Genomic DNA, 16,337 nt, shown 5'->3' on the forward strand with positions numbered 1-16,337 from the left:
GGAGTGAACAGTAACCCTGCAGCAATTCCGCGCAAATGGAAGAAAGCAGACAAAGCAGGACAAAACGCATACTTGAATTATCTGTAAGAATCGTGTATATTAATACATAAAGCGAACACAGAAAACACGAGGGGACAGAGCGTGTTTGATAAAGGAGGAAACTACTTATGAAGAAATCACTTTGGCTGGTTCTTGTACTGGGACTTGCATTTGCTGCTCAGGGATGCGGATTTGATCCTACTATTGATTCCAGCGTTATGATCGTTAAAGTAACACCAACACCGGAAGTCACACCTACTCCTGAGGCTTCAGAGGCAACACCAACACCGGAAGCAACACCGACGCCGGCAGCAGAGCAGACAGCCAGTGGTGTAAAAGTAGAAGTGAAATCCGATACCTATTATGCGTCATCAGAATTAAATCTTCGTTCTGATGCAAGTGCAGATGCAGATCTGATTTCAAGTGTGGCAGCCGGAACTCAGCTGAACAGTACAGGTGTATGCGAGAATGGATGGATTCGTGTGGATTATAATGGACAGACCTGTTATGCAAGCGGAGATTTTGTGACAACAACAGCTCCGGCAGCAGACGCAGGTGAGACTGCAGCAGATACATCAGCAGATACGTCTTATGATGAAAGTGCAGAATAATCTGATGATATAAAAATTTGTATCAGTCCTCTTTAAATATATTTCTATGAGAGGTACAATAAAGGCTTTTTTGGAAAAATGTTGACAGAAATGTATAAGTAAAAGCAGAAGCTGCAGAGGATAATGACCTGTCAGCTTCTGCTTTTTTTGTCTGAAAAATACGATAGAAATCTTTTTCGGTGTGTTGTTTATGAGGATTGCTATAATACTGTAGAATGTTACTGTGGATAAATAAGTCTGTCCGGCTTGATATCATAAAGAACCTCATCCAGAAATTTTTCTGCCAGATATTTTGCCATAGGCAGATTCATATCCAGATAATTTCCGCAGTCTTTTGCAGATGCTCCCGGAACTTCACCTTCAAAATCACGTATAAATTCAAAAGTCTCGATCATAAGCGGAACGATATCCTTGGACTCATAATCTCCATTTAAAAGAAGATAATTGCCTGTACGGCATCCCATCGGTCCCCAGTAGATCATTTTAGAGCCGAACTCTTTATGATTTCTCAGGAATGTTGCTGCCAGATGCTCGATCGTGTGAAGTTCAGCAGTATTCATCACAGGTTCTTCGTTAGGAGAAGTCATACGGATATCGAAGGTAGTGATCATACTGTCGCCAACCGGATCCTTACGTGAAACATAAATTCCAGGCTGTAATTTGATATGGTCAATGGTAAAACTTGTTATTTTTTCCATTTTGGATTCCTCGCTTTCTTTTGCAGATATATTCTGACTGTTCATCAGTCTGTTGTTCCGGTTTCACTGCAAAAAGGGAAGGTACAGAACTGAACAGCCATATACATTTTAACAGGCAATCAGAAAGAAGTAAACACAGGAAACATTCACAATCTGAACATTTTGTGAAAAGAGTTGTTTTTTTTCTGAGATAGGTTATAATCAGATTGTTGTAAATGATTTCGGAGGTAAAGGAAAATGAAAAGAAAATTACTGGCAGCACTTTGTGTTACAGCTATGTCAGCAGGTTTACTGGCAGGATGTGGCAGCAGTGATAAAACAGAAGAGAGTACAAAAACAGAGGAAACAGCGAATGAGGAGACTTCTTCTCAGGAAGAGACGGAGACAAAAGCTGCTTCTTCTGACAGTGATAATGTAGCAAGTGAAGAAGAGGCAGAAAAAGCCGGATTTTCTGATGGTTCTGATGAAAAGAGTGATTCTGCTGATACAGATTCTGAAAATAAAGATTCTTCAGACAGCAGTACAACCAGTGTGCTTCTGGATACTTCCAAAGAATTGACAGGAATTCATCACGCAGAGATTGAAGTAAAGGATTACGGTACGATTGATGTGGAACTGGATGCAGATACAGCACCGATCACAGTGACAAATTTCGTGAAACTCGCACAGGAAGGTTTTTATGACGGACTGACATTCCACCGTATCATGGATGGATTCATGATCCAGGGTGGTGATCCCAACGGAGACGGAACAGGTGGATCAAAAGAGAATATTAAGGGTGAGTTCAGCAACAATGGAGTAGACAATGATATTTCCCACACAAGAGGGACTATTTCCATGGCAAGAGCCAGTGATCCGGACAGCGCAAGCTCGCAGTTCTTTATTGTTCAGGCAGACAGTACATTCCTGGACGGAGATTATGCAGGATTTGGCCATGTGACAGAAGGCATGGATATTGTTGATAAGATCTGCGAGGATGCAAAACCGACAGACGACAATGGAACAATCCCGTCAGATCAGCAGCCGGTTATTGAGAAGATTACCATTACAGATTAAGTAAAACAGAAATCGAAGTATAAGTGCCCGGAGAGCAAACTAAAATTGAAGAAAAGGCATAACAAGAAGCAGCAGGAGAGATATGAAAAATCTTTTCTGCTGCTTTTTGGAACAGATACAGTTAATTTTTAATTATCAGCACTGGTATCGGTGGGTTGTTGGGGCGATTATAATATTCGCTTTTGATTACCAGATATTGATGGGGATCAAGGTTTTTCAGCCAGTCAAGGATCTGATCCCGCTCTTCAAATCCGGAATCGCCGCCACTGTAGATGCAAAGAGAAATCATTCCGCCTTTTTTCAGAAGGGTTAAAGCCTGGGTCAATGCCTGAATGCTGGTTTCACCTCTGGTTGCAAGTGAATGATCTCCACCGGGAAGATAACCAAAATTAAATACAATGCAGCTTACACTGTCTGGTGTGGCATATTCTGCCATATTTGCGTGAGATTCCAGAAGCAGTCTGTAATTTTCCGGAACATGTCCGGCGTTCAGTCTCTTTTGGGTTGCAGTCAGTGCCTGCTCCTGAATATCAAAGGCAAGAACCTTTCCTGATTCTCCGCATAGCTGCGAAAGCAGAAGCGTATCATTTCCGTTTCCCATTGTAGCATCAATACAGAAGTCTCCTTCCTGTACCTGCTGTCTGATAAAAGCTGCGCACCATTGCGTGATCTGATAATTCTTCATATATTCCTATATTCCTCCACAAAGTCATACACCGGATTTATATGTTGATATCAGTATATTATAATAATCCGGTCTGTCAGTTAAGTCAGGTAGAGTCCAGCACAAATTATGGATATCTGACTGATTATTATTATAATGCAGGAAATCTTTATAAACAACGGTTAAGTGTAATCTTGCTGAGGTTCACCGTTACTGTTCACACACCACTATTCCGCGAGGTGTTTTGGCATGAATATGCCAAAATCCCGAGACATACGAGCCAAAATTCCATCCAGATTGTTTCGCAAATAAAACAAATCACTTATTGCATTTTTGATAATAATTAGTCTATAATAAATAGAATTGTAAAAGTCAGAATCCTGTTATCAAAGATGAATTATGATAGATTTTGACATGTAAGTATAAAGACGTAGAAACAGCCAGAAATAATATGGTTCGGAGAAAGAGGTAAAGGAAAATGACACTGGAAGGAAAAACAGTATTACTGGGAGTGACAGGCAGCATTGCGGCGTATAAGATTGCATATCTGGCAAGCGCGCTGAAGAAACGTCATGCAGATGTTCATGTGCTGATGACAGAGAACGCTACGAATTTTATCAATCCGATCACTTTTGAAACTCTCACAGGAAATAAATGTCTGGTGGATACCTTTGACCGGAATTTTCAGTTTCAGGTAGAACACGTATCGATTGCAAAGAAAGCAGATGCGGTGATGATCGCACCGGCAAGTGCCAATGTGATCGGTAAACTGGCACATGGGATCGCAGATGACATGCTTACTACCACGATCATGGCATGCAAATGTAAAAAATTCATTTCCCCGGCCATGAATACCAATATGTTTGAGAATCCTGTAGTACAGGATAATTTAAAGATTCTGGAGCATTACGGATATGAAGTGATCGCTCCGGCGTGCGGATATCTGGCATGTGGTGACACAGGAGCGGGAAAAATGCCGGAACCTGAGACATTACTTGCCTATATTGAGCGCGAAGCTGCCTGTGAGAAAGATCTGAAAGGAAAGAAAATCCTTGTAACTGCAGGTCCTACACAGGAATCTGTTGATCCTGTTCGTTATCTTACCAATCATTCTTCAGGAAAAATGGGCTATGCTATTGCGAAAGCTGCCATGCTCCGCGGTGCAGATGTCACGCTGGTCAGCGGACGTACTTCAATTGAACCTCCCATGTTTGTAAATCTGGTGCCTGTTGTGACTGCAAGGGATATGTATGAAGCTGTAACTTCTGTCAGCAACGAACAGGACATTATTGTTAAAGCTGCTGCTGTGGCAGATTACCGCCCTTCCAGGATCAGTGAAGAAAAAGTTAAGAAAAGTGACGGACAGATGTCCATAGAACTGGAAAGAACAGATGATATCCTGAAGTTTCTGGGAGAACACAAACGGGCCGGACAGTTTCTCTGCGGATTTTCCATGGAGACACAGAATGTGATCGACAATTCCAGAGCCAAGCTGGCAAAGAAAAATCTGGATATGGTGGCTGCCAACAATGTGAAAGTGGAGGGTGCCGGATTTCAGGGAGATACCAATGTGCTGACACTGATCACACAGGATGAAGAAATCTCTCTTCCGCTTATGAGCAAAGAAGACGCCGCTTTTAGGATCCTGGATAAAATCCTTTCGATGATGATGCAGGATTCTGTCTGTTAAAGGAACAGGACGATTAAGAAATTGGAGATAAATAATTATGATTTTAGCAATTGACGTTGGAAACACCAACATTGTAGTTGGATGTATTGATGACCTGAAAACATATTTTATAGAACGCCTTTCTACCAACCGTACAAAGACGGAACTGGAATATGCGGTGGATTTAAAGAATGTTCTTGATATCTATCATATAAAAAAAACAGAGATTGAGGGCTGTATTATTTCTTCTGTAGTGCCGCAGATCACAAATATTGTGAAACTTGCCGCAGAGAAAATTCTTAAGAAAAATGCAATTGTTCTCGGACCCGGTGTAAAGACAGGACTGAACATTATGATGGATAATCCGGGACAGCTTGGCGCAGATCAGGTTGCTGATGCAGTGGCAGGAATTGCCGGTTATCCGGTGCCGTTGATCCTTATCGATATGGGAACTGCAACCACAGCGTCTGTTGTCAACAGTAAGAAGCAGTATGTAGGCGGAATGATTCTTCCGGGTGTAGGGGTTTCCCTGGATGCACTTACTGCGAGGGCTTCCCAGCTCAGCGGAATCAGTATTGATGCGCCAAGACATGTGATCGGGAAAAACACGATCGAATGTATGAAGAGCGGGGTTCTTTACAGCAATGCAGCAGCTCTGGATGGAATTATTGACAGGATCGAAGAGGAACTGGGGGAGAAGGCAACTGTAGTGGCAACCGGTGGTCTGGCAAAGAAAATCGTTCCTCATTGTAAGAGAGAAATCATTCTGGACGAGGAACTTCTTCTGAGAGGTCTTCTGATCATTTATGAGAAAAATAAGTAAGAATGTATATGCATTCATATCAAAACAGTTCATCAGACATAAAACTGATGAACTGTTTTGTTTGCAGTAATTTATGGGATTGCTATAAATGCATTATTTTAGAGAATTGCTATAAAAGGCAGAAATAAAATCAATAGGAAGCGGAGCAGTAAAAAGCATGACCTTTCCGGTTATAGGATGAGTAAACTCCAACTGATAAGAATGAAGGGGCTGACGGTTTATCCGACGGTAATCAGGATTATATAAATAATCTCCGGGCAGAGGATGCCCGATATATTTCATATGCACACGTATCTGGTGTGTGCGCCCTGTTTCCAGATGAAGTTCGGCCAGAGAATATTCTTTTCCTGCCGCCAGCCGTTCATAATGAGTTATTGCAGACTCCCCGGTTCCGAAATTTACTTCTCTGGTGATCACGGAGCCTTCCATTCGTGCGATAGGAGCGTTGATCGTTCCGGAGTCAGGAAGAAGCCCGTCTACAAGTGCGAGATAAGTCCTGAGAATCTGACGTTTTTTCATCTGAACTGACAGAATCGCTGCGCTGAGGGGATTTTTGGCAAGGATCAGAGCACCGGTGGTATCCCGGTCCAGCCGGTTGATACAGCGGTAAACAAAATCCTCTCCTTTTTCTGCAAAATACCAGGCGATTCCATTTGCCAGAGTATTTTCATAATTTCCCGCAGAAGGGTGCACAGGCATATCTGCAGGCTTGTTTATCACAAGGATATCCTCATCTTCATAAATGATATTCAAATCCATCTTTGTACGGATAATGTTTTCTCCTGATTCGGTTTCAGGAACAGTGATGATCAGATGATCCTGCGGTTTAAGCACTGATCGTCCGAAACCACGTTCACCATTGAGAATGATGGTGTTGGGAGTGTTCTTCATTGAGCTTAATATGTGGCGGGAAAACCCCTCTTTTTTTAGAAAGTCCAGAATCGTGACCGGAGTTGTATTTTCGGAGATAATATATTTAAGGATTCTTTGCATATGATCTGTCTGCTTTCTTGATTTGTATAAGATTTAAGAATTGCGGGCTGATATGCCCTGCCTTATTTTTAACAGATTTACTGTATCAGATTTTGAAGAACATAACAAGAACAATTATCAGATTTCCTGAAAAATTACTGTTCACTCTGTTTACAGTAATGTAGCCAAAACTCATTCCAGATTGCCTGCGGCAATGGAATTTTGGCTTGTATGTCTCGGGATTTTGGCATATTCATGCCAAAACACCTCGCGGAATAGTGGCGGGTGAACAGTAACCCTGAAAACGTTAAAAAATACATTTTATTCTATTGCATCACAGAAAATTAAGCGTATAATCAAAAAAAGAAAATAGATTCAGGTGGAAAAAATGAAAGAACAGCAACATATTTTTACAAACAAAATGCTCCGAACCCTGTTGATACCGGTTATTTTTGAACAGGTACTGAATTCCCTGATGGGAACTGTGGATACCATGATGGTCAGCAATGTAGGCTCTGCTGCAATATCCGCAGTATCTCTGGTGGATTCCATCAATGTATTGGTGATCCAGGCGTTCTCAGCGCTGGCAGCAGGCGGTGCAATCCTCTGTTCACAGTACATAGGTCAGAAAAATCATGAAATGGCAAATAAATCAGCAAGACAGGTATTATTTATCATTACTGCCATATCCGTAGCAGTGACTGCTCTGTGCCTGCTGTTTCGTGTGCCGCTGTTAAAACTGATATTCGGAAAAGTAGAATCAGATGTTATGACTGCCTCTCAGGTGTATTTCTTCTATACGGCGTTGTCTTTTCCGTTTATAGCACTTTATGATGCGGGAGCATCCATATTCCGGTCCCAGGGAAATACCAGAGGGCCAATGACAGTATCGGTTATTTCAAATGTGATTAATATCGGCGGAAATGCGGCGCTGATCTGGGGATTCAATATGGGAGTGGCAGGAGCTGCCATCGCAACTCTTGCATCCAGAGTCTTCTGTGCTGTAGTGGTACTCTGGCAGCTTCGTATGGACAGACAGCCTATTGTAGTCAGAAATTACAGACAGATCCGTCCGGATGGAAAAATGATCAGAAGAGTTCTGGCTCTGGGAATCCCGTCCGGTATAGAGAACAGCATGTTTCAGCTTGGAAAGCTGGCAATACAGTCTTCCGTATCTACACTGGGGACGGTAGCCATTGCAGCTCAGGCAATGACGAATATCCTTGAGAACCTTAACGGTATTGCAGCTATCGGTGTAGGAATCGGTCTGATGACTGTAGTAGGACAGTGTCTGGGAGCGGGCAGAAAGGATGAGGCAGTTTACTATATTAAGAAATTAAGTGTCCTTGCAGAAATCATTGTTGTTGCAAGCTGTCTTTTGGTGTTTGCCTTAACCATTCCGGTCACAAAGCTGGGTGGTATGGAACCGGAAAGTGCAAGAATGTGTTTCCATATGATATCCTGGATAACGGTTGTCAAACCTATTGTATGGACCCTGGCGTTTATTCCTGCTTATGGCCTCAGAGCAGCCGGAGATGTAAAATTTTCCATGATCACATCCTGTATCACTATGTGGACATTCCGTTTTTGCCTTTGTGTATATCTGATCCGTTTCAGAGGCTTCGGCCCAATGGCTGTATGGCTTGGAATGTTTACTGACTGGACAGTGCGGGGAATCGTATTTTCTCTTCGCTTCCACAGCAGGAAATGGCTGAAGCATAAGGTAGTATAATAAGGTGGTATAGCCATGAAATGCGTTGACTTTTACTGCTCAAAATTATATAATGATTCTCGGAAATAATTCTGGAAAAGCATTACAGGAAGTCAGGTGAAATTCCTGCGCAAGTCCGTTACTGTAACAGCCAGATACTGTCTGCTTTTCATTGTAGAGAGGAAATATGATCTGCGGCAACCAGAGGATATTTCGGGAAAAGAACTTTCAGGAGGGATTTTGTTGCACACAGAAATCCCTCCTTTTTATGTAGATGTTATATAAATGACATTATAGTAATCTGCAGACAGGATGTGACAACAATGCAGCAAAGGAGGCGTCATGAAAAACGGACTGGAAGATTACTACGTGATACGTGGCAATAAAAAAATGAGGTTTGGCTATACAACAGGCTCCTGCGCAGCAGCTGCATGTAAGGGTGCTGCAAAGATCCTGCTGGGTGGTGTCATGCAGAAGGATGTCACCTTGATGACTCCTAAGGGAATCATGCTTACACTGGAACTGAAAGACATCCGGATTGAAGGAAATCAGGTGACCTGTGCAATTCAGAAGGATGCAGGAGATGATCCGGATACTACAAACGGAATACTGGTTTATGCTACGGTGCAGAAAACAAAAGAACCGGGAATCATCCTCGACGGAGGCGTTGGTGTGGGAAGGGTAACAAAAGCCGGGCTTTCCCAGAAAATCGGGGAAGCAGCCATCAATCCTGTGCCAAAGGCCATGATTTTGCGTGAAGCTACAGAAATTGCTGAGAAATATGATTATGAGGGTGGTCTGAAAATCACCATCTCCGTTCCTGAAGGTGTGGAAATTGCAAAGAAAACCTTTAATCCACGTCTGGGAATTGTGGGAGGAATCTCCATTCTGGGAACTTCCGGGATTGTAGAACCTATGAGCGAAGCTGCTCTTGTACAGAGTATCAATGTAGAGATGAAGCAGCATTTTTCCCAGGGAGAAGAATATCTTCTGGTAACACCGGGAAATTACGGGGCAGATTATCTGCGGGAGCATATGGATCTCCCTTATGAAAAAAATATCAAATGCAGCAATTATGTAGGTGAGACCATTGACATGGCAATTGATATGGGAGTTAAGGGAATCCTTTTCATTGCTCATATCGGAAAGTTTGTAAAAGTTGCAGCAGGGATCATGAATACTCATTCCCACAGTGCAGATGCCAGGATGGAAGTGCTGGCATCCAATGCGATCCGGGCAGGAGCATCGTTGGAGTGTGCAAAGGAAATCCTGAATGCATCTACTACAGATGAAGCAATAGACATTCTGGAAAAATATCAGATACTTCAGAAGACCATGAAAGAGATCCTGGACAGGATCCAGTTTTATTTAAATCACAGATCCTATGAGCAGATCCTTTTAGGGGCAGTGATCTTTAATAATACTTATGGGTATCTGGGGCAGACTGCAGATGCAGAGAAGCTGATAAAGCTGATTAATGCACAGAATGATGAGGCACAGTAAAGATCCTATCGCAAAGGCGATTTTAACCGAATCAAGTAAGTCCCCTGCTTCAATTGCGAAAAGCAATAAGCAGTGGGTGGGGACTTGCTTGTATCAGGAGGAGTGCAAGCTCCTTCTGATAAACTGCGGAGCAGTTATTCGGTTATGAGCAAGTAGCGAAGCGGATTGCGAATATCCGCTTGAATGGATTTTGACTCACAACTGTGAAAGTATTGAACAGTTGAAATAAATTTATAAAAAGGAGAATGATAGATTATGGTACATTTCGTAGGAGCAGGTCCGGGAGCATCGGATCTTATCACAGTAAGAGGAAAACAGTATCTGGAGGAAGCAGATGTGGTGATCTATGCAGGATCTCTGGTAAATCCAAAGCTTCTGGAATATACAAAGGACATCTGCACCATCTACAACAGTGCAAAAATGACACTGGAGGAAGTGATCCATGTGATCGAGAAGGCGGAAGCAGAGGGAAAGACAACTGTCCGCCTTCATACCGGAGATCCATGTATTTACGGTGCGATCCGTGAACAGATGGATATTCTGGATGAGAAAAATATCGCTTATGATTACTGTCCGGGTGTCAGTGCATTCTGCGGTGCTGCAAGTGCCCTGAATCTGGAATATACTCTGCCGGATATTTCCCAGAGTGTGATCATTACACGAATGGAAGGCAGAACTCCGGTTCCGTCCAAGGAAAGCATTCAGTCATTTGCTGCTCATCAGGCAACCATGGTTGTATTCTTAAGTACAGGAATGCTGGAAGAGCTGAGCAGACGTCTTATTGAAGGCGGTTATACAGCAGATACACCAGCAGCCATTGTATATAAGGCAACCTGGCCGGAACAGAAGACCTTCGTCTGCACAGTGGGAACACTGGCAAAAACGGCTGCAGAAAATAATATTACAAAAACTGCTCTGATGATCATCGGAGATACAGTTGCAGCAGCACATTATGACCGTTCCAAGCTGTATGATCCGGAGTTTACTACAGAATTTCGTGAAGCTGTGAAATCAAAAACACATCACTCATAGAATCTGGTAACCTTAAGGAATTGCTATCGTTTATGAGATTACTGTAAACAGGAGAAAGAGAAGGAATATAACAGTGAAGGTTGCACTTATATGCTTCAGCCTTACCGGTCAGCAGACCGGGGAGAGATTATACCGGGGGCTGGAAGCTGCCGGTATGACAGCAGAACTGGATAAAAAAAGTAAATATCTTCTGGATTCTATTCAGGTCAGTACCTCTGCATGGGCAGGAGAGAAATTTTCTGATTCAGATGCACTGATCTTTATCGGTGCCACCGGAATTGCCGTCCGCAGCATTGCGCCTTATGTAGCGTCAAAGAAGTCAGACCCTGCGGTGCTGGTCGTAGATGAGTGTGGAAAGTTTGTCATTTCCCTTCTGTCAGGACATTTGGGCGGTGCCAATGAACTGGCGCTAAAAACAGCAGAAATTCTGGAAGCAATACCAGTGGTCACAACAGCCACAGACCTGCATCACCGTTTTGCAGTAGATGTTTTTGCAAAGAAAAATAATTGCAATATCTTTAACATGAAAGCAGCAAAGGAAGTCTCTGCTGCACTTCTGGCAGGAAAGAAAGTTGGATTTTACAGTGAGTTTCCGACGGACGGTGAACTGCCGGAGGGGCTGGCCCGGTGTGATGAATATGGGAATCCTGTCAGCAGTATGGATGACAGATCAGAAGAGGAAACACAGAAAAGCTCTGATTTTAATGGAACAGGGACAGACTGTACGAATATAGACTGCGGAGTTGCGGTTACAGTACATACTTCCTGTAATCCTTTTATTTCTACCACACAGGTAGTTCCGAAATGTCTGACTCTGGGTATGGGCTGCAGGAAAGACAAGGATGCCCGTGGAATCGCAGAGGCAGCGCAGAAGGTGCTGGACAGATCCGGATTTCATAAAGAAGCATTTGAGCAGATCGCAAGCATCGATCTGAAGAAAGAAGAAAAGGGAATCCTGTCATTGTCACAGGACTGGCAGATTCCTTTTGTGACTTATACAGAAGAAGAATTAAAACAGGTGCCTGGAGAATTTACTCCCTCACCTTTTGTAAAAAAGATCACAGGTGTGGATAATGTCTGTGAGAGAAGTGCAGTCCTTGCCAGTGGAAATGGCAGGCTGCGGCAGAGAAAAACAGGAGAAAATGGTGTGACCACAGCAGTGGCTGCCAGGGAATGGAGGATACATTTTGAGTAAAATATATGTAATCGGAATCGGACCGGGAGCTTATGACCAGATGACAGGAAAAGCGATCCGCGCCATGAATGAAAGTGATGCGATCATCGGATATACCGTATATGTAGACCTGGTGAAGGAATATTTTCCGGGAAAAGAATTTATGACTACACCAATGAAAAAGGAAGTGGACCGCTGTGTCCTTGCCTTTGAAGAGGCAAAAAAAGGCAAGACTGTTTCCATGATCTGCAGTGGTGATGCCGGAGTTTACGGTATGGCAGGTCTGATGTATGAGGTTGGTGTCAATTATCCGGAAACAGAACTGGAGATCATCCCGGGTGTGACAGCTGCAACAGGCGGAGCTGCTGTTCTGGGTGCACCTCTGATCCATGACTTCTGTCTAATCAGCTTAAGTGACCTTCTCACACCATGGGAAAAGATAGAGGCAAGACTTCTGGCAGCAGCCCAGGCAGATTTTGTTGTATGCCTTTACAATCCGTCAAGTAAAAAACGTCATGATTACCTGCAGAAAGCCTGTGATCTGATGATGAAATACAAATCACCGGATACCATCTGCGGAACAGTTTCCAATATTGCAAGAGAAGGCCAGGAAGCTCATGTAATGACATTAAAGGAACTGAGAGATACACAGGTGGATATGTTTACCACAGTATTTATCGGTAATTCTCAGACAAAGGAAATCAACAATAAGATGGTAACACCGAGGGGATATAGGAATGTATAAAGTTCTTGTTTTTGCGGGAACAACAGAAGGATACGAAATCTGCCGGTTTCTGGCAGATCATAAGATAGAGACAAAGGGATTTGTTGCCACAGAATATGGCAGCAAATCTCTTACAGAAAATGAATTTCTCACTGTTCAGACTGGAAGACTGGATGCAGCGGACATGGAAGAGGTCTTTTTACAGGAGAAACCGGAAATGGTGCTGGATGCCACCCATCCTTATGCTGCTGAGGTGACTGTAAATATCAGGACAGCCTGTGAAAATACGCAGACAGCATATTACAGGGTGCTGAGAGAGGCCGGGGAACATGAGAACAGGGCAGTATATGTGGACAGTGTTAAGGCTGCTGCAGATTATCTGAATCAGACCCAGGGAAATGTATTGCTGACAACAGGAAGCAAGGAACTGGCCGGCTTCACAGGCATGAAGGATTATCAGAACCGTCTTTATGCAAGAGTCCTTTCTCTGCCCAATGTGATGAAAGCCTGTGCAGAGCTGGGATTTGAGGGAAAACATCTGATAGGAATGCAGGGGCCTTTTTCCAGAGAGCTGAATGCTGCAATGCTCAGACAGTATGACTGCAGATATCTGGTCACAAAGGATACAGGAAAAGTAGGTGGATTTCAGGATAAGATCGATGCTGCCCTGGAATGTGATGCAGTTCCTGTGATCATCGGGCGTCCTCTGAAGGAGGAAGGAATGTCTGTGAGAGAATGTAAGAGATTTCTTACAGAGCATTTCAGCTTAGCCCACAGACCGCATATTACATTGCTGGGAATTGGAATGGGAAGTCAAAAACTTCTCACTGTCCAGGGTAAGAATAGCCTGGATCAGGCGGATCTTCTGATCGGTGCCAGGAGGATGGTGGATTCTGTGAAACGTCCGGGACAGGATGTGTTCGTGGAATACAGAAGCCAGGAGATCAGGGATTATATTGATGCACACCCGGAGTATGACAATATTGTGATTGTCCTTTCCGGAGATGTGGGCTTCTACAGCGGGGCCAGAAAACTTCTGGAAGTACTGTGTCAGGACAGTGCGGATCTGAGAGTACAGAGAAAGAACGGATCAGAGAAGAGTGAGGAAGAACGGGATAGTTCAGCACAAAATAATACAGAGATAGAGATTCAGTGTGGGATTTCCTCAGTTGTATATTTTATGTCCCAAATAGGATTGTCCTGGGATGATGCCAAAATCGTCAGTGCACATGGAAGAGGATGTAATCTTATCTCACATATCTGTTATGCGGAGAAAGTATTTTCCATACTTGGAACCTCAGACGGTGTAGCAGTTCTGGCAGAGAAACTGGTAAAATACGGGATGGGTGATGTGCTCCTTTATGTGGGAGAGAATTTGTCCTATGAAAATGAGAAGATTTTTGTAAAACCAGCCAGTGAACTGACAGAATATAAGGGAGACCCCTTATCTGTCATCTGTGCAGTAAATGAAAATGCAGGAACACGGCTGGAGACGCATGGGATCAGAGATGAGGAATTTATCAGAGGAAAAGCGCCTATGACAAAGGAAGAGGTGCGTACGGTATCTCTTTCCAAATTGCGGCTGACTGCTGATTCTGTCTGCTATGATGTGGGCGCAGGAACAGGCTCACTGTCAATAGAGATGGCACTTCGTGCTCATCAGGGACAGGTCTGGGCAATTGAGAAAAAGGAAGATGCAGTTGAACTGATCCACCGGAATAAGTTGAAATTTGCAGCGGATAATCTGGAGATTGTGGAAGGACTTGCACCGGAGGCTCTGAAAGATCTTCCGGCACCAACCCATGCTTTTATCGGAGGCTCGTCAGGAAATCTGAAAGAGATCGTGAAGCTGCTGGTTGAAAAGAATCCTCAGGTCCGGATCGTGATCAATTGTATCACTCTTGAAACTGTGTCTGAAGCATTGGAAACAGCGAAAGAGTTTGGATTTGAAGAGAATGAGATCGTACAGCTAAGTGCGGCACGTTCAAAGGCAATCGGACGTTATCATATGATGATGGGCGAGAATCCTATTTATATTATTACACTTCAGAATCCCGGGAAATAACAAATGATGCAGATATCAGGGATTACAAATTAACAGTTAAGGAAATACAGATTAACAGTTAATAGATTGGAATGCCCTGAAATTGTTGAAAAAATATAGGACAGAAACAGAGGAGAACAGGGATGGATATTCCAAGAATACTTCTTGCAGCAGGAGCCAGCGGCAGTGGCAAAACACTGATCACCTGCGGACTTCTGCAGGCACTGGTCAATCGAAAAATGAAAGTGGCATCTTTTAAATGCGGACCGGATTATATAGATCCCATGTTTCATTCCAGAGTCATCGGGACGAAATCCCGAAATCTGGACACCTTTTTTACAGATGCCCAGACTACCCGATACCTGCTTGGGAAAAATGCAGCAGACTGTGATATTGCAGTGATGGAAGGTGTTATGGGCTATTATGACGGCGTGGGTGGAATATCCACGAAAGCAAGCGCCTATGACCTGGCAGATACCACAGATACTCCGGTCATCCTTGTGGTAAACAGCAGAGGGATGAGTATTTCCCTGGCAGCTTATATTAAAGGTTTTATGGAGTACAAAGAGAACAGTCATATCAAAGGCGTGATTTTTAACCAGATGTCCCCCATGCTTTATCCCAGAATGAAGAAGCTGGTGGAAGAACAGCTTGAGGTGGAGGTTCTTGGATATGTGCCAAAGGTAGAGGACTGCGTGATCGAGAGCCGTCATCTGGGTCTTGTGCTTCCTGAGGAGATTTCTGATCTGAAGGAACGCTTGCAGAAGCTGGCCGGAATATTGGAAGATACACTGGAAATCGACAGGATCCTTGCACTTGCCAAAAATGCAGAGGAGCTGCAAGTGCCGGAATCTCTGATACAGAAAGACAGGACATATGGATATTGTCTGCCACAGAAGCTGCGTATCGGAGTGGCAAAGGATGAAGCCTTTTGTTTCTTTTATGAAGACAATTTTCGTCTCCTTCAGGAAATGGGGGCAGAGCTGGTTGATTTCTCGCCAGTTCATGATGAACATCTTCCTGCAGATCTGGATGGGATTCTTCTCTATGGCGGCTATCCGGAATTAAATGGAGAAGCACTGGAACGCAATGCATCCATGAAAGAGGAGATTGCACAGGCAGTTAAACAGGGCATGCCATGTATGGCAGAATGCGGAGGCTTTATGTATCTTCATGAACAGATGGAGGACATGAACGGAGTGTTTCGGAAAACCTGCGGAGTGATCCCCGGAAAATGTTTCCGCACTCCCAGACTGACCAGATTTGGATATATCACATTAACCGCCGGGAAACCTGTTTTTGGCAGAAGTGCAGAGGAGATCGGCGAGATTCCGGCCCATGAATTCCACTATTTTGATTCTGAGAATTGCGGAAGTGACTTCCATGCGGCGAAGCCTTTAAGCAAAAGAGGCTGGGACTGTATACACAGCAGCAGTAATCTGCTGGCAGGATATCCTCATATCTATTATTATGGAAATCCCCAGATTCCCAGGGCTTTTCTCATGAAATGTCTGGAATATCATAATTCAAAAGAATAATGAGCCGGATTTAGAGGTGGTAAAATAGTAGTAAATTACCGAATTCCGGGCGTTTCAGAAATATTGAAACATCCGGAAG

The 16,337-nt window shown here is 43.6% G+C and carries 14 protein-coding genes; 11 read left to right on the top strand and 3 right to left on the bottom strand.

The window, feature by feature from the left end:
* Positions 1–167: 167 nt before the first annotated feature.
* On the top strand, positions 168–650 hold the full coding sequence (locus LI074_RS01255; RefSeq protein ID WP_022381452.1) for an SH3 domain-containing protein: 483 nt from the start codon (positions 168–170) through the stop codon (positions 648–650).
* Positions 651–868: 218 nt separating this feature from the next.
* Here the strand turns inward: LI074_RS01255 and LI074_RS01260 are convergent, their stop codons facing one another.
* Positions 869–1,348 carry an S-ribosylhomocysteine lyase gene (locus LI074_RS01260; protein WP_118613380.1) on the bottom strand — a complete coding sequence of 160 codons (480 nt, stop codon included), beginning with the start codon at positions 1,346–1,348 and terminating at the stop codon, positions 869–871.
* A gap of 237 nt (positions 1,349–1,585) precedes the next feature.
* Here LI074_RS01260 and LI074_RS01265 point away from each other — a divergent pair, with 237 nt between their 5' ends.
* Positions 1,586–2,404, top strand: coding sequence for a peptidylprolyl isomerase (locus tag LI074_RS01265; protein WP_173697710.1), 819 nt, complete (start codon positions 1,586–1,588; stop codon positions 2,402–2,404).
* A gap of 121 nt (positions 2,405–2,525) precedes the next feature.
* Here the strand turns inward: LI074_RS01265 and LI074_RS01270 are convergent, their stop codons facing one another.
* Positions 2,526–3,089, bottom strand: coding sequence for a class I SAM-dependent methyltransferase (locus LI074_RS01270; protein ID WP_022381455.1), 564 nt, complete (start codon positions 3,087–3,089; stop codon positions 2,526–2,528).
* 457 nt (positions 3,090–3,546) lie between these two features.
* Here LI074_RS01270 and coaBC point away from each other — a divergent pair, with 457 nt between their 5' ends.
* Positions 3,547–4,758, top strand: coding sequence for a bifunctional phosphopantothenoylcysteine decarboxylase/phosphopantothenate--cysteine ligase CoaBC (gene coaBC, locus LI074_RS01275; RefSeq protein WP_173679304.1), 1,212 nt, complete (start codon positions 3,547–3,549; stop codon positions 4,756–4,758).
* A gap of 37 nt (positions 4,759–4,795) precedes the next feature.
* Entirely contained in the window at positions 4,796–5,560 is a 765-nt protein-coding gene (locus LI074_RS01280; protein ID WP_025576961.1) for a type III pantothenate kinase, read from the top strand.
* Between the two features lie 93 nt (positions 5,561–5,653).
* On the opposite strand, the gene LI074_RS01285 is transcribed toward LI074_RS01280, so the two are convergent.
* On the bottom strand, positions 5,654–6,553 hold the full coding sequence (locus tag LI074_RS01285) for an RluA family pseudouridine synthase (protein WP_022381458.1): 900 nt from the start codon (positions 6,551–6,553) through the stop codon (positions 5,654–5,656).
* A gap of 367 nt (positions 6,554–6,920) precedes the next feature.
* On the opposite strand from LI074_RS01285, the gene LI074_RS01290 reads away from it, so the two are divergent.
* From LI074_RS01290 to LI074_RS01320, 7 genes are all read left to right on the top strand, one after another.
* Positions 6,921–8,264, top strand: a complete 1,344-nt coding sequence (locus tag LI074_RS01290) for an MATE family efflux transporter (protein WP_055053399.1) — start codon at positions 6,921–6,923, stop codon at positions 8,262–8,264.
* Positions 8,265–8,585: 321 nt separating this feature from the next.
* Positions 8,586–9,746 (top strand): cobalt-precorrin-5B (C(1))-methyltransferase CbiD, encoded by a 1,161-nt coding sequence (cbiD, locus tag LI074_RS01295; protein ID WP_173697711.1) that lies wholly within the window; start codon positions 8,586–8,588, stop codon positions 9,744–9,746.
* A 255-nt stretch (positions 9,747–10,001) separates the two neighbouring features.
* A complete protein-coding gene (gene cobM / locus LI074_RS01300) occupies positions 10,002–10,778 on the top strand; it encodes a precorrin-4 C(11)-methyltransferase (protein WP_161275972.1) in 777 nt (258 codons plus the stop codon).
* Between the two features lie 73 nt (positions 10,779–10,851).
* A complete protein-coding gene (locus tag LI074_RS01305) occupies positions 10,852–11,973 on the top strand; it encodes a cobalt-precorrin 5A hydrolase (RefSeq protein ID WP_161275973.1) in 1,122 nt (373 codons plus the stop codon).
* Entirely contained in the window at positions 11,966–12,697 is a 732-nt protein-coding gene (gene cobJ, locus LI074_RS01310) for a precorrin-3B C(17)-methyltransferase (RefSeq protein ID WP_161275974.1), read from the top strand. Before LI074_RS01305 ends, cobJ begins: the two co-directional genes overlap by 8 nt.
* Positions 12,690–14,741, top strand: a complete 2,052-nt coding sequence (gene cobK / locus LI074_RS01315) for a precorrin-6A reductase (RefSeq protein ID WP_173697712.1) — start codon at positions 12,690–12,692, stop codon at positions 14,739–14,741. The genes cobJ and cobK overlap by 8 nt, the downstream gene beginning before the upstream one ends.
* Positions 14,742–14,863: 122 nt before the next feature.
* Complete coding sequence (locus LI074_RS01320) at positions 14,864–16,258, top strand: cobyrinate a,c-diamide synthase (protein WP_173697713.1); 1,395 nt, start codon at positions 14,864–14,866, stop codon at positions 16,256–16,258.
* Positions 16,259–16,337: the final 79 nt, after the last annotated feature.

This window comes from Blautia sp. MSK18_10, from assembly GCF_020553185.1.
Classification (GTDB): Bacteria; Bacillota; Clostridia; order Lachnospirales; family Lachnospiraceae; genus Blautia_A; species Blautia_A wexlerae.